Source organism: Fibrobacter sp. UWS1, assembly GCF_002300445.1.
Lineage (GTDB): Bacteria > Fibrobacterota > Fibrobacteria > Fibrobacterales > Fibrobacteraceae > Hallerella > Hallerella intestinalis.
On sequence record NZ_NSGW01000001.1, the window covers coordinates 128512 to 142314 of the forward strand.

At 49.3% G+C, this 13803-nt stretch carries 11 protein-coding genes and 2 tRNA genes; 9 read left to right on the plus strand and 4 right to left on the minus strand.

Going from position 1 to position 13803, the window contains the following annotated elements:
* The first annotated feature begins 107 nt into the window (after positions 1–107).
* From BGX14_RS00515 to BGX14_RS00530, 4 genes are all read left to right on the plus strand, one after another.
* Entirely contained in the window at positions 108–1817 is a 1710-nt protein-coding gene (locus tag BGX14_RS00515; RefSeq protein ID WP_095878763.1) for a glycoside hydrolase family 9 protein, read from the plus strand.
* Between the two features lie 19 nt (positions 1818–1836).
* A complete protein-coding gene (gene hisC / locus BGX14_RS00520; protein WP_073306109.1) occupies positions 1837–2925 on the plus strand; it encodes a histidinol-phosphate transaminase in 1089 nt (362 codons plus the stop codon).
* A 4-nt stretch (positions 2926–2929) separates the two neighbouring features.
* On the plus strand, positions 2930–3745 hold the full coding sequence (locus BGX14_RS00525) for an inositol monophosphatase family protein (RefSeq protein ID WP_095878764.1): 816 nt from the start codon (positions 2930–2932) through the stop codon (positions 3743–3745).
* Positions 3746–3849: 104 nt separating this feature from the next.
* A tRNA-Lys gene (locus BGX14_RS00530) sits at positions 3850–3922 on the plus strand.
* Positions 3923–4076: 154 nt separating this feature from the next.
* Here BGX14_RS00530 and BGX14_RS00535 read toward each other — a convergent pair.
* Complete coding sequence (locus tag BGX14_RS00535) at positions 4077–4967, minus strand: tyrosine-type recombinase/integrase (RefSeq protein ID WP_073306102.1); 891 nt, start codon at positions 4965–4967, stop codon at positions 4077–4079.
* A gap of 71 nt (positions 4968–5038) precedes the next feature.
* Here BGX14_RS00535 and BGX14_RS00540 point away from each other — a divergent pair.
* The 4 genes from BGX14_RS00540 to ruvB all read left to right on the plus strand — a co-directional run bounded on the left by BGX14_RS00540 (position 5039) and on the right by ruvB (position 7593).
* Positions 5039–5111, plus strand: a tRNA-Lys gene (locus tag BGX14_RS00540).
* Positions 5112–5425: 314 nt separating this feature from the next.
* On the plus strand, positions 5426–5845 hold the full coding sequence (locus BGX14_RS00545) for a hypothetical protein (RefSeq protein ID WP_143394065.1): 420 nt from the start codon (positions 5426–5428) through the stop codon (positions 5843–5845).
* A 128-nt stretch (positions 5846–5973) separates the two neighbouring features.
* Complete coding sequence (gene ruvA / locus BGX14_RS00550; RefSeq protein ID WP_095878766.1) at positions 5974–6564, plus strand: Holliday junction branch migration protein RuvA; 591 nt, start codon at positions 5974–5976, stop codon at positions 6562–6564.
* Positions 6565–7593: a Holliday junction branch migration DNA helicase RuvB gene (gene ruvB / locus BGX14_RS00555; RefSeq protein ID WP_078776431.1), complete on the plus strand. Its 1029-nt coding sequence runs from the start codon at positions 6565–6567 to the stop codon at positions 7591–7593.
* Positions 7594–7672: 79 nt separating this feature from the next.
* Here the strand turns inward: ruvB and BGX14_RS00560 are convergent, their stop codons facing one another.
* The 3 genes from BGX14_RS00560 to BGX14_RS00570 form a co-directional block, all read right to left on the minus strand.
* A complete protein-coding gene (locus BGX14_RS00560) occupies positions 7673–8281 on the minus strand; it encodes a 3-isopropylmalate dehydratase small subunit 2 (RefSeq protein WP_073306099.1) in 609 nt (202 codons plus the stop codon).
* Positions 8282–8295: 14 nt separating this feature from the next.
* Positions 8296–9705 (minus strand): 3-isopropylmalate dehydratase large subunit, encoded by a 1410-nt coding sequence (leuC, locus tag BGX14_RS00565; protein ID WP_073306098.1) that lies wholly within the window; start codon positions 9703–9705, stop codon positions 8296–8298.
* Between the two features lie 159 nt (positions 9706–9864).
* Positions 9865–12651, minus strand: coding sequence for a T9SS type A sorting domain-containing protein (locus BGX14_RS00570; RefSeq protein ID WP_158223181.1), 2787 nt, complete (start codon positions 12649–12651; stop codon positions 9865–9867).
* Between the two features lie 187 nt (positions 12652–12838).
* On the opposite strand from BGX14_RS00570, the gene dapA reads away from it, so the two are divergent.
* The gene (gene dapA / locus BGX14_RS00575) at positions 12839–13795 is read left to right on the plus strand and encodes a 4-hydroxy-tetrahydrodipicolinate synthase (protein ID WP_073306096.1); all 957 of its coding nucleotides are present in this window, start codon (positions 12839–12841) and stop codon (positions 13793–13795) included.
* Positions 13796–13803 lie beyond the last annotated feature (8 nt).

The window sequence follows — 13803 nt, forward strand, 5'->3', positions numbered from 1 at the left end:
GAAGAAAGGGGATGGCAAGAGCTCTTTTCGCAAAGAAAGTTCGCATTTGTATCCATTTCGCGCGGAATTCAAAAAATGGACAGAATCCCAATAATTATATTCAAAATATGAAAGCCTGTTTATTCCCATGGATTTTTTTCTCGGTCGCTACGGCGGCTCCGCTTTTTAATCAATTAGGTTATACCCCAGAAGCCCAAAAACAAATTGTGATTCCTGGAAACGACGCCAACCCGTTGGAAGTGTATGATTTACAGGGAAAGCGGGTTTTAAAATTGAACGCGCCCCTTGTCTGGGATTGGGAATACAGCGGTGAAGAAACTCAGGTTTTTGATATTTCCTCCATCAAAATTCCTGGAACCTATCGACTTTATCGCGGTGGTGAATTTGTTGGGAATCCTCTTGTAATAGCAAAGAAACCCTACGAGGAAATTTCCAAAGCGGCATTGAAGTGGTTCTATTTTCAACGTTCGGGAATGGCGTTAGAAGCCGAGTATGCCGGAAAATGGGCAAGATCGGCCGGACATCATGACAACAAGGTGGTTATTTATGGGACGGATGCCGAAACAGGTGGCAAAGGTGCCGGTCGAACGATTTCTTCCCGTTGCGGCTGGTATGATGCGGGCGATTACGGCAAATATGTCGTCAATTCGGGAATCACCGTATGGACTCTTTTGGAATTGTATCGGCAGTTTCCTCATTATATGGATACGCTTTCCTGGAATATTCCTAGGCATCAAAAAAAGTGGCCCCTTTTGCTGGAAGAGATTCGCTACAATTTGGATTGGATGCTCTCCATGCAAGCCGAAGACGGCGGCGTTTATCACAAAGTAACGACTTTAAAATTTAGCGGATCCGTCATGCCCGACAAAGATACTGCGAAGCGATACGCCATCATCAAAAATGTAACCGCCTCTTTAAATTTTGCAGGAGTAATGGCTTTGGCCAGCGTCATCTACGCTCCGTTTGATTTGGCGTTTAGCCAAAAAGCGCGGCAAGCGGCGGAAAAAGCATACGCATGGGCAAAAAAGAATCCCCAGGAATTTTACAAACAACCGGCGAATGTAAACACCGGCAGCTATATGCCTAAAGACGAAGACGGTCGCGATGAATTCCGTTTTGCCAGTGCCGAGTTGTATCTGGCGACTGCAAAACAGACGTATTTGGACGATTTGAAAGAAAATCCGTTTACGCGGAATGGAGCCTGGTGGGGAGACTTGAACATGCTTTCCGTTTTCCGAGTTGCGGAAAATCCGAATTTATTTGGAAAGGAACTTTCTTCGTCGGCGAGGACCATTCTTTTAGAAGAAGCGAATGCCCTTCGCGCCATCGGCGATTCCAGTGCGTACCGTTTGCCTATGCACTCGTGGAATTGGAACTGGGGCAGCAACAGCGCGGTAGCCAATAATGGCATTCTTCTTTTGCAGGCGTTCCTATTGACCAAAGACAAAAATTATTTGAACGCAACGCAGCAAACTCTGGACTATCTTTTGGGCAGAAATCCGCTGAACATCACTTATGTAACGGGATTCGGTTACCGAAGCCCCAAAAATCCGCACCATCGAATTAGCGAAGCGGATTTTGTGGATGAACCTATACCGGGAATGCTTGTCGGCGGCCCGCACTTGGGCAAACAGGATATTGACCTCACGGGAAAGGAACACTGGAAATGCCCGAATTACGCTTCGGCGAATTTGCCCGCCTTGGCTTACTTGGACGATGATTGCAGCTACGCAACCAATGAAGTCGCCATTAATTGGAACGCTCCTTTGGCCTATTTAACGGCAGCTTTGCAAGCGATATACGACAAGAATTTCTAAATTGCCGACCGAGGATTTTATGATTGAAACTCGTCCTGAATTGAAAAACATTTCTGACTATGTACCCGGAAAATCCATAGAAGAAATTTGTGAACAATACGGTTTGCAAAGCGCGGTGAAGCTGGCGTCCAACGAGAATCCGTTGGGCCCGTCCCCGAAAGCGCAAAAGGCTTTTTGTGAAATGGCGTCGTCTTTGCATTTGTATCCAAGAGGAAATGCGCCCCACTTGATTTCAGCGATTGCCGCCAAGTTTGGAGTTCCCAAAAACCAAATCGTTTTGGGAAACGGCTCGGATGAAATCATCGATATGGTGGGGAAAGCGTTTTTGCAACCCGGCGACGAATGTCTAGGAATTTCGACGACTTTTTCCGTTTATCGGGCGACAGCGATTCTTTATGGTGCCAAATACGTTTCGGTTTCCCAGTCCCCGGAACGCCCGTCGCTAGACGCCTATCTTCAAGCGGTTACGCCTAAAACCCGAATGGTTTTTATTTGCAATCCCAATAATCCCACCGGCTTTTATTACAGCGAAAAGGAACTGCTCGATTTTTTGGCAAAGCTTCCTCGAGATATTCTTGTCTTTTTGGACGAAGCCTATCTGGATTTTGCAACCGCCGCGGATTTCCCGAATTTGATTTCCCAGATGGAATCCCATCCCAATTTGATTTTAAACAGAACTTTCAGCAAAATTTATGGCCTTGCGGGAATTCGGATCGGCTTCGCATTTGCCAGTCCGGAAGTCAGCGCGGCAATCTGGAAAGTGAAACCGGCTTTCAACGTGAATATCGCGGCGCAGGCCGCCGCAGAATCCGCTTTGTTGGACGACGAGCATATTCGGCTTTCCTTAGAAGTGACCGAAGCGGGAAAAGCATTCTTGACCAGCCATTTGGAAAAACTCGGATTTGTCGTTTTGCCGACGCAGGCTAATTTCCTGTGCATTAAAATCGGCGAAAAGTGCAAGGAACTGGTGGAATATCTGGAGCGGAACGGCATGATCGTCCGTCATTTGAAAAGCTTTTCCTTGCCGGAATGGATTCGGGTGACCATCGGCAAGCCCGAAGAAAACCAGCTTTTTGTGGACCTGGTTCAAAAATGGAAGGCTCTGTAATTTTATGCAAACCGCAGAGTTGAAAGAGCTGGAAAAAGTCGCCATTCGAGCGGTCACGCTTGCTGAACGCATCATCCTTTCGCATTTTGATTCCAATCTGGCGGTAGAGTGGAAACCGGACAATACTCCGGTGACTATTGCGGACAAAGGAGCCGAAGAAGTTCTCCGGCAAGTCTTTGCACAAGAAACCCCTGAATTTGGCGTTATCGGCGAAGAGTTTGGAATCGAAAATCCCGATGCGGAATGCAAGTGGATATTCGATCCTATCGATGGAACGAAATCTTTTATCCGAGGCGTTCCCCTTTTTGGAACTCTGATAGGCTTATATAAAAAAAATGAACCGCTCGTGAGCATTGTCAATTTGCCCGCTCAAAAAAAACGGCTTCATGCGGTAAAAAACGGGGGAGCCTTTTTAGGAGAAACCCGAGTGCAGGTTTCGGACGTTGCGAAAATGGACAAGTCTCTAGTGCTTTCGGGGACGGTGAATACCTTTGACGATAGGGGACTATCCGCAGAGTTTGAAAAATACCGGCGCGCTTCGGCACTTTACCGCGGCTGGGGAGATTGTTACGGGTACTATCTGGTGGCGACAGGTCGCGCCGAAGCGATGGTGGATCCGATCGTGTCGCTTTGGGATATCGCGGCTTTTCCGCTTCTTTTGTCCGAAGCGGGCGGGAGCTTCTCCCTTTTGAACGGTGAAACCGACTTGTTTGACGACGGGGGAAAACCGCTGCATTCAATTTATGAAGGTTACAGCGCCGTGGCGACAAATGGAAAGGTGCACAAAGCGGTTCTCGACAGCTTTGCCAAAGTGAACTAGTCAAAACATCCCAAATGGACTCGCGTTTCTCTGAAAAATTTCATCATTTTGTCGATGTTCCCTTGCCAAAAGAAAATCGCCTTGCTATATTTGGGTTCGCAATCGGATGATTAGCTCAGTTGGTAGAGCAGCTGACTCTTAATCAGCGGGTCGCAGGTTCGATCCCTGCATCATCCACGAAATCCCTGTTCCTTTGGAATGGGGATTTTTCTTTTGAGAGAGGAGTCGTTTTGTCAAAAATTGAAGAAGTGGGGAAATCTTGTTGCTGGCGGAATAATTGCTCTCTAGCCAGAGATTTATAGTCAATGGGGATGTCACGAAAGCCGTATTCTTACTTGGAAATTTCCCGTGGATGGAAAGTCCGATGTTCTTCACGCATCATCTGGCCATTGATATGGGTATAAATTTGCGTAGTCGTTACATTGGCGTGTCCCAAAAGCTCTTGCAGAACGCGCAAATCCATTCCCGCTTCCAAGCAATGCGTTGCGAAAGAATGCCTGAAAGTGTGCGGAGTCACGTGTTTATCCAAGTGGGATGTAAAATTCTGGATGATTTTCCACGCGCCCATACGCGACATTTTTTTTCCTCGCGAATTCAATATGACCGTATTGGCTTTGGATTGGAATCGCAAGCGAGGACCGTTCATCCATCGTTTGATGTTGTCTTTGGCTTGCGAACCCAAAGGAATGAGACGTTGCTTATTTCCTTTTCCTATTGGCGTAATCCATTCGTTGTCAAAATCGATGTCTTGCGGGCGCAAAGAAAGCGCTTCGGCAATGCGCAAGCCTTCGGAATAAAGCAATTCGACAAGAGCGGTATCCCGTTCCGGATTTTTAGATTCCGTTTGAATCCTTTCAAAAATGCTGTCCATTTCTTCTCGGGTCAAGCATTGCGGCAAGTATTTGCCGATTCGGGGAGTCGCCAAAAGATTGTCTGTCGAATAAGGAAATTGTTTTTCTTGTTGCAAATATTTGAGAAAGCCTCGGAGACTGGAAAAATGCCTGGCGACAGAAGTGGGACTGTATTCCTCTCGACCAGCGATTTCCGTTAAAAAGGAATCCAGCTCCTCGGGTTTCAGATCGCCGATATTGGAACCGCGGTTGTCTGCCCAAAAAATGAAGTGGCGCAAATCTTCGCCGTAGCTTTGAATGGTGGCGGGGGAGAGATTCCGTTCGACACCTAAAAAAGACAGATACGCATCCAGCCACTCGCCATTGTCCATGACAGAAAATATATCAATTTTAAAAATTTCCCTTGCCGTTCTATTTTGTTTTTTTATTTTTGTGGCGCAATGGATGATTAGCTCAGTTGGTAGAGCAGCTGACTCTTAATCAGCGGGTCGCAGGTTCGATCCCTGCATCATCCACGAAAGCCCTGTTCCATTTTGGAAAAGGGCTTTTTTCTTGCAAAAAAAAAGATTTTTCCCAAGATAAATGCAATAAAATAACAACTCGGCCAAATAAACAAGCGGAAATCAAAGATTCGCCATCATAAGAAAAGTGAGTTTTGTCGGGAAAAAAAGGATGAAGAGGAATCTTGGAAAAGTCGTCTTTTAAATTTTCCAGATTTTGTTGATGGGACGCCTAGCCCTTCTGTAAAGTAGAAGACGATGAGCCGCAGGAATGGCAAACCAAGGAGCGAGAACGCAAACAAACGGGCAATGTCTTTTAAGGATTTTCGGTGGTTAGAAAGTTCGGCAGACAACTTTATGGCTTCTTCAAATTAATGGAGGTCCGGGCAAACTTTACGCTCGAACGCCTCTTGATCTGGCAACGAGAAAATCCTGGAAAAGATAATGGCGTCTTTAGCGTGGCAAACTTGGTGTCCAACCGCAGTTTAAACCCGTTTTCCACGAAAATCAGCGAAAAAAGCCAATTTTTAAACAATTTGTGGCAAACAGAGCGTTTTAAACACCCGTTGCCTACCATGTGTCGAAACTGGGTTTTGAACCAGGGTTTGAAACCGCAGCTTCGTTTTGCCACATGGGCTTGCAACTATTGTTTGGCTATCTGGTGGGAAACCTGTGGTTTGGAAATTCGTTTTGCACGGGGTGGAAACGGAGTTTCAAACTATATAGCGTCGCGATATCCGCATATTTAAAACACTCGTTTAGTTTACATAATGGGTATTATCGGACATATAGTTGGAATGCTTTCGTGGATTCTTTTATTTTGGACTTGTGCTTTTAAAATCTTTTGCTGCGGCACTCAATTTCTATATTTTGAGCTATGATTGAAAGATTGCACGGAATTCTGGTGGAACGCCATCCTACTTTTGCTGTTCTCGAATGTGGCGGTGTCGGCTATGGAGTCCAGATTTCCGCACGAACCGGCGAGCGTCTGCCTGAAGAAGGGGCGGAACTGACCCTTTTGACGCATCTTGTTGTGCGGGAAGACGCGATGGAACTTTTCGGTTTTGCGGATTTGCAGGAAAAAGAACTTTTCCGCAGCATGATTTCCGTCAATGGCGTGGGTCCCAAAACGGCGCAACGCATTCTTTCTTCCATTTCACCCGGGGATTTTCTCTCCATCATTGCGCGCGAAGACAAAGCCGCTCTTGGAAAAATTAAGGGAGTCGGAAAAAAGACAGCGGAAATGTTTGTGCTTACCCTTAAGGACAAAGCCCTTGCGCTTTCTTCTGTCGAAGGCGGCGAACGGACGGCGCTTCTCTCCCCCAACCAGAGCGAAGCGATTCAGGCTTTGCATACTCTGGGAGTCAAGGATCCCACTGCACAGAAGGCCGTCGCAAAGGCTGTGGAAATTCTCGGTGAAAATGCCAAAGTGACAGATCTTATCCCCGAAGCCCTCAAACACGTGTAAATGATGTCGGAACGTATTATTTCTCCAGAACAGGCGAATGGCGAAGAAGCGGATTTGGAACGCAGCTTGCGCCCCGAAACCCTTGCCGATTTTACGGGCGAAGATCACATCAAGGAAAGTTTGCAGATTGCGATCGAAGCGGCCAAAAAAAGAGGCGAATCTCTAGATCATTGCCTTTTTGCGGGACCTCCGGGACTCGGGAAAACGACTCTTTCCGGAATCATCGCCAAAGAGATGGGGGTCGGAATTCACATTACGAGCGGTCCCGTTTTAGAAAAAGCGAGCGATCTTGCTGGACTTCTCACAAGCCTTGGCGAGAACGATGTTCTTTTTATCGACGAAATTCACCGGATGGGTCGCGTTATCGAAGAGTATCTCTACCCCGCTATGGAAGATTTCCGTTTGGACATCATGCTGGATTCCGGACCGGCAGCACGCAGCGTCAATTTGCCGCTGAAGCATTTTACGCTGATCGGCGCGACAACTCGAACCGGATTGTTGACAGGGCCTCTTCGCGATCGTTTTGGTTTGCATTTTCGCCTGGAACTCTACCCCGCCAAAGACTTGGAAAAAATTCTCAAGCGCAGCGCAAAAATTTTAAACGCCCGAATTACCGATGAAGCCGCGGCACTTTTGAGCTCTAAATGCCGAGGGACGCCGCGCATCGCCAACCGCATTCTCCGAAGGGCGCGCGATGTCGCCGAGGTGCGGGGCGAAGGCCTCATCGATTTGGACGTGGCGGAACGGACTTTGAAACTGTTGGGAATCGATTCCCAAGGCCTGGATCCGATGGATCGCAAGATTCTCTCGACGATTGCTGTGAATTTTTCGGGAGGCCCCGTCGGGCTGGGAACAATCGGAGCGTCTCTCGGCGAAGACCCGGATACGCTGGAAGAAGTTTACGAGCCTTTTTTAATCCAGCAGGGATTTCTCTCGCGGACTCCTCGCGGTCGCATTTTGACTCCTAGAGCTTATCAGGCTTTGCACTTGCCCACTCCCCAAGGAACTCAAGGGGAACTCGAGTTTTAGCTCCGTAAAATTCGCAATCCTAAAAAAAGAACCCGCCAGATGAATGCTGACGGGTTTTGATTTTGCTTGCAATTACCGATTAGCGGGCAAGGAACTGCATATAAGGGAGTTTTTCCGCAAGTCCGGTTACTTTGTCTGCATTGGAAAGCAGGACGCCGCGAGCATGCCAGGAGCCGTCGAGGAATTGCCCGCGAGGACCGTCGGCAAGTTCAAGTGCCACGACTTCGTTTCCCATTTTAAGGGTTCTGTCCTTCGTGCTCGTTTCTATTTCTTCGGACGGATGCGTTTCAATCCAGTCGAGAATCTTGTCGGCGACTTCGTGCGAAACCTTGTAGCAAGGAATGCCGATGGCGACGCAGTTTCCAAAGAAAATTTCGGAATAGCTTTCGGCGATGATGGCGCGGACGCCCCAACGCTTGAGAGCCTGCGGCGCGTGTTCACGGCTGGAGCCGCAACCAAAATTCCGGTTGGAAACCAGAATGGAGCCGTTTTTGTAAGCGGGATCGCGGAAAGGGTGCGTTTTCCCCTGTTCGGCAAGGCCGGCTATATCGTCGGCAAAGGCGTTGTCGCCCAGACCATCAAAGGTGACGCACTTGAGGAAGCGCGCCGGAATGATGCGGTCAGTGTCGATGTCGTTTCCACGCAGAGGGATGCCGGAACCTTTTACAGAATCAATCACAGTCAACATAATCGTTTCGCTCCTTACTTGATGTATTTACGGACGTCGGTCACTTTGCCTTCGATCGCCGCAGCAGCGACCATAATCGGGCTCATAAGAATAGTGCGGCCGGTCGGGCTTCCCTGACGTCCTTTGAAATTGCGGTTGCTGGAGCTGGCGCTAATCTGGCGGCCTTGGAGTTTGTCGGGATTCATCGCCAGGCAAAGAGAACAACCCGCTTCCCGCCATTCGGCACCGGCTTCCTTGAAGATTTTGTCCAGACCGAGCGACTCGGCTTCTTTTTTGATTTTCATGGAACCGGGAACCACCCACAATTTGACCTTCGGAGAAACCTTGTTGCCTTTTAAAATTTCTGCGGCTGCGATCAAATCCGGAAGACGTCCATTGGTGCAGCTACCGATAAAGGCGATGTCGATGGGGGTTCCGATCATTTTTCCGCCCTCTTCCCAACCCATGTATTCATAGGCTTCGCGAATGACTTTCTGTTCCGACCCTTGGAACTCGTCAATACGCGGCATATTTCCGTTCAGCGGTATCGCCTGAGCCGGCGTGATTCCCCACGTGACCATCGGTTCCAACTCGTCGCAGTTGATTTCAACTTCATCGTCGAATACGGCGTCGGCATCTGTCGCAACTGACTTCCAGTAAGCGACCGCTTCATCCCATTTGTCCGCTTTGGGCGCATAGGGCTTCCCGCGGAGGAAGGCGAAAGTCTTTTCGTCCGGATTGCAGTAGCCGACACGAGCTCCGCCTTCAATCGCCATATTGCAGACGGTCATGCGGCCTTCCATATCCATGGCTTCGATGACCGGACCGGCAAATTCGTAAGCATATCCCACACCACCGTTTACGCCAAGCTTTGCAATGTAGGCCAGAGCGACGTCTTTGGCGGTAACGCCCGGTTTGAGCTTTCCGGTAAAGTTGATGCGACGGGTTTTCAGCGGACTCATCGCCAAAGTTTGCGTGGCGAGAACATCGGCGACCTGACTGGTTCCAATGCCGAAAGCGACCGCTCCGAACGCACCGTGAGTTGCCGTGTGCGAGTCTCCGCAAGCCACCGTCATACCCGGCTGGGTCACGCCCTCTTCCGGTCCCACAATGTGAATGACGCCCTGCTCCCCCGTTTCCGGACCAAAGAAACGTACGCCAAAATCCTTGGTGTTCTTTTCAATGTGAGAAAGCATTTCTTCGGAAATCGGATCGGCGAGCGGACGCTTGCGGGCATCCGCCGTTGTCGGAATAATGTGATCCACCGTAGCGAAAGTGCGTTCCGGATATTTTACCCGGAGTCCTTCTTCGCGCAACATGGCGAACGCTTGCGGACTTGTCACTTCGTGACAGAGATGCGTTCCGATAAAAAGCTGATACTGTCCACTTGGCAGCTTTGCCACAATGTGACTTTCAAATACTTTTTGATAGAGATTTTTGCCCATAAAATACCTTCAATCGTCAGATTGGTCAAAATATCGCCGCATAATATAAAAATTTTTGGCCTTTTAAAACGAAATTTTTGGGGGAAGCAAACGCTTTGCCCCCTTTATTCGAGGGCAAAAGAAACGTCTGCGCAAAAAAATCGTTTGATGCGGGCGAAACTAGCGAGAAATGCCGAGTCTTTCGGAAAGAAGCAAAGTTTTGCCGCTGGTGACTCGCAAGACGTATGAGCCACTGGATTTGACCATGCTCTTCAAAGGAATGCTTTCGGAATGATTTAAAGTCCGGCTGTAAATTTTTTCGCCGTTCAAATCGTACAGGGCGACTTTGACTTGAGAGCGATTTACCACCAGATTCAGCTTGCCGGCTTCCACAAAGGCGACTCGGCTAAATTTGACGGCATTTTCAGCAGACGGTTTGGGAATTGCCGAAGAGGAACTTGTCGATTCCATATTCCAATCGACGGGCACCCGAACAGCGATTCCACGCCCGGCTGTGCTCATATAGACGACGCCATAAGTGTTCATGTCGCCCATGACAAATTCTCCGTTGGCAAGGCCGCCATACTCGTGAGCGTCGTCATTGACACGCGTCCAAGACGCCCCTTCGTCGGAGGATTCAAAAACTCCCGATGTGCCATCCACAATGCCAAAAGCATAAAGGGCGGTTCCCGAATTTTTGGGGCCAATTCCATAGCCCACCGCTTCGGTATAGCCGATGCCCGCTGCCGCCGTCCACGTCGTGCCACCATCTGTGGAGTGCAACAGCTTTCCGCTTTTCGGATTGCCGTTTTCATCGATTTCGCCAATGGGAAGCCAAAGATCGCCTTCCTTTCCCGGAATCGCACGGAATTTTTTGAATTGGCTCACTCCCGGTTCGGAAATTTTGGCAAAAGTCTCGCCCTGATCCGAACTTTTGTAGAATGCGCCCGTGGATTTATCGTAAGCGTAGAACACGTTGGCGTTTTTCGGGTCACCCACCACATAAGCCGAATTGGTAATTCCCGAAACGTTGTCCCAAGTGGTCGAATTGTAATTGCGGAAAACCTGAGTCGTCCCTTCCCCCGGAACCCAGATGGCAACAGAGCCGTCTGCAGAAATGGCTGCCGTGCCGCCCTTGTAAGAGGAATTGGGACCGGTATAGGTTTCCACGCTCCAGGATTTGCCAGAGTCCGCAGAGTATTGCAGCGGAGCCATGGGAATATCGTTATACTTGGCTTTGTAAACACGGGCGTCGCTAACTTTCACCAGTTTTCCTGAAAGAGGAGCATAGGCAAGCCCCCAGGTGGAACCTACAGGGCTTCCGCTATTTACAGACGAAAGATGCCGATTGCTGGGGTAGCTCCAGATGCTGTCGTGACGGAAGCCGTCATAGTCCGCAATGACGGAAATCATGGGACCGCCCGGAATGCTCACTACGTCGTATGGCACCGTTTCCTCGATTCCGTGGGACGAAACTTTCCAGACCTGATTATTGGTGACCGCTCCCCAGGCATCATAAACACGGGAACCGGAATGCAGATAAGGATCATCGATTAAAGTGAATGCGGTAATATCTTCCGAGCGGAAAACTCCATTGCCCGAAGTGACAAAGACCCGTTTCGGATTAAAAGGATCGATAGCGGCACTTCCCGACCAGTGGATAGAACTGTTGTTCATCCAGCCGATACCGTTTTCATCCATGGTGACCGTCGTCGTATTATAGGCAAAAGATTGCACAAAAGTTTCTCCACCGTCTGTGGAGTAGTAAATCTGGGTTCCCCACTGCCCATCCATATCGTAAGAGCCGCTGGGGAGCTTCCAGTACTGTGCGCCGGTATAGCCTTCCGTCGTAATGACAATGTTCTGGGAATTATTCGGATCGATGGCAATACCGCCATAGGGACCGCAATACTGATAATTGGAATCGGCCACATCAACAATGTCGTATTTCGCGCCGTCGTAATACAGTAAATTTTCCGGAGAAACATCGGACCAGGTTTTGCTTGCCACATCATATTTCAGCACCGCACCCCGCCCGAATCCGTCGTAAATCATTCCCCAGCCTTCGTCCCATGCCATGGTATGGGGGCCTGCGCCATCGGCAAAAGTCGCAATTAAAAAAGAACCGTCCTTGGCCACCACCGCACGTTGGGGCATCAGGCGAACAAGGCTTCCCCCCGCAGTAGAACGCAACTTGTCTGGAATGGGGAGAGCTTTCCAAGAAGCACCGCCATCCGTCGAGGTGAAGACGTTTTCAAATGTGCCGTTCCCTTTTGAGCCGTCCCGCAAAAATCCCGCATAAATCACGTTGGAATTTCCGGGCGCATACTGGACAAAGCTGAAACCCGAACCGTTCCAGGTCGTATCGCTTCCCGCAGCCGCAGTCCAAGCATCCACATGCGTCCAGCTTTTGCCGTTATCCGTGGATTTCCAAAGTCCGGAGCGCCGGGAACCATAGAACATATTGTCTGAATTGTTCGGGTCGATGGCAAGGGCTTCCCCGTTTCCGCGTCCCATGCCGTTTCCGTGAACACCGAAATTTTTGACCGCGCCGCCCTTTTCGCCCGTTTCGTCCCAAACGTAATGGAGTTCCCAGCTCTTTCCTTTATCCGTGGATTTCAAAAAGGCACTGCGTCCGTTGTTGAAATAGCTGGTTCCCGTCATCAGGTAAACCGTTTCCGCTTCTTTGGGGTCCACGGCAATGGCTTCCACGCCCAAAAGTCCGCGCTCCGAAACATCGACCCAGTCCATCATGGATTCCCACCGTTCCGAAGCGTTGTTCCAGCGGTAGGCGCCGCCCACGTCCGTTCTTGCATAAAAAAGATTTTCTTCCAAAGGAGAAGCCACAATCGCCGAAACGAATCCGCCGCCGCCCATGGCCACACTGCTCCACTTGAAAGAATCCACAGCGGATGCCACCGAAACCAGAGCCGCACCCAGAACGGCAATTTTCCAAATTTGAACCATACACTTCACCTCGTTTGCAAAAAGCGTTTTGGCAATCAAACGCCTAAAAAATGAACGCTCTAAAAATATACCCGTGAATCGGATTTTGAAAATTATTATTTCCATCCTACCGCAAAAAAGAAAGCAAAAATGCCAATTCCTTTGAAAATGTGGGCGATTTTTCCCGATTTTTGTTTATTTTTATACCATGCAAATTACAAACGCTTCTCAATTGCGCGGAGTCTTCCCCGCTCTTTTTACGCCCCTCAAGGACGACGATCCCAAGAACCTTCGGAATTCCATCGACTACAAAAAGATGGAAAAAATGATAGACGATTTGATTGCAGCCGGAGTTTCGGGGATTCTTCCGGTCGGAACCACCGGCCAGAGTGCCACCGTCACCCACAAGCAGCATCTCGACATCATCAAGTTTACTCTCGACTATGTGGACGGTCGAGTTCCCGTGATTGCGGGTGCGGGTTCCAATTGCACTCGCGAATCCGTTGAAATGATTGAAGAAGTGCTGAAAATAGCTGCGGTCCCCGTTCTTTGCGTGACCGGCTATTACAACAATCCCTCGCAAGAAGGCATCGAAAAGCATTTCAAGACGCTCAGTTCCGAAACCGGAGCCAAGATTATCATTTACAACGTTCCTGGCCGCACGGCGAGCTATGTCCACCCCGACACATTGATCAGCCTTTCCGAAGACAAAAACATCATCGGGCTCAAGCAGGCTGTCGATTTCCGCATCGGCGAAAAATTCCACGAAGACACCAAGCGCGTCATCAACGAGACCAAGAACAACGATTTTGCCGTCATGAGCGGCGAAGACGGATTTTTTATCGATATGCTCGAAATGGGCGGAACGGCCCTCGTCAGTGCCACGGCGAATATTCCCGAAGCGGCGAAGATTTTCGTGGAACTCTACGAATCTTTCCAGAAAGGCGAATTCCAGAAATGCGACGATTTGCAAGACGCGGCTCGCGATTTTGTGGAAACGACTTTCTGCCGCAAAAATCCGATTCCTCTGGGAACGCTTTTCAACAGCCCGCTTTTCCAGCCCATGTGCAACGTTCGGGATACCGCCCGCGGTGACGAAGCCGAAGCTCGGATTCTCAAGTTGATTCGCGAAAAAGCGCCAAGCCTTATTAAATACCACCAGTGAGGAAATCA

Coding starts and splice junctions, on each gene's coding strand:
- BGX14_RS00570 (WP_158223181.1), bottom strand. CDS start 12,651: ATGGTTCAAATTTGGAAAATTGCCGTTCTGGGTGCGGCTCTGGTTTCG.
- BGX14_RS00560 (WP_073306099.1), bottom strand. CDS start 8,281: ATGTTGACTGTGATTGATTCTGTAAAAGGTTCCGGCATCCCTCTGCGT.
- ruvA (WP_095878766.1), top strand. CDS start 5,974: ATGATTGAAAGATTGCACGGAATTCTGGTGGAACGCCATCCTACTTTT.
- hisC (WP_073306109.1), top strand. CDS start 1,837: ATGATTGAAACTCGTCCTGAATTGAAAAACATTTCTGACTATGTACCC.
- dapA (WP_073306096.1), top strand. CDS start 12,839: ATGCAAATTACAAACGCTTCTCAATTGCGCGGAGTCTTCCCCGCTCTT.
- BGX14_RS00515 (WP_095878763.1), top strand. CDS start 108: ATGAAAGCCTGTTTATTCCCATGGATTTTTTTCTCGGTCGCTACGGCG.
- leuC (WP_073306098.1), bottom strand. CDS start 9,705: ATGGGCAAAAATCTCTATCAAAAAGTATTTGAAAGTCACATTGTGGCA.
- BGX14_RS00535 (WP_073306102.1), bottom strand. CDS start 4,967: ATGGACAATGGCGAGTGGCTGGATGCGTATCTGTCTTTTTTAGGTGTC.
- BGX14_RS00525 (WP_095878764.1), top strand. CDS start 2,930: ATGCAAACCGCAGAGTTGAAAGAGCTGGAAAAAGTCGCCATTCGAGCG.
- ruvB (WP_078776431.1), top strand. CDS start 6,565: ATGATGTCGGAACGTATTATTTCTCCAGAACAGGCGAATGGCGAAGAA.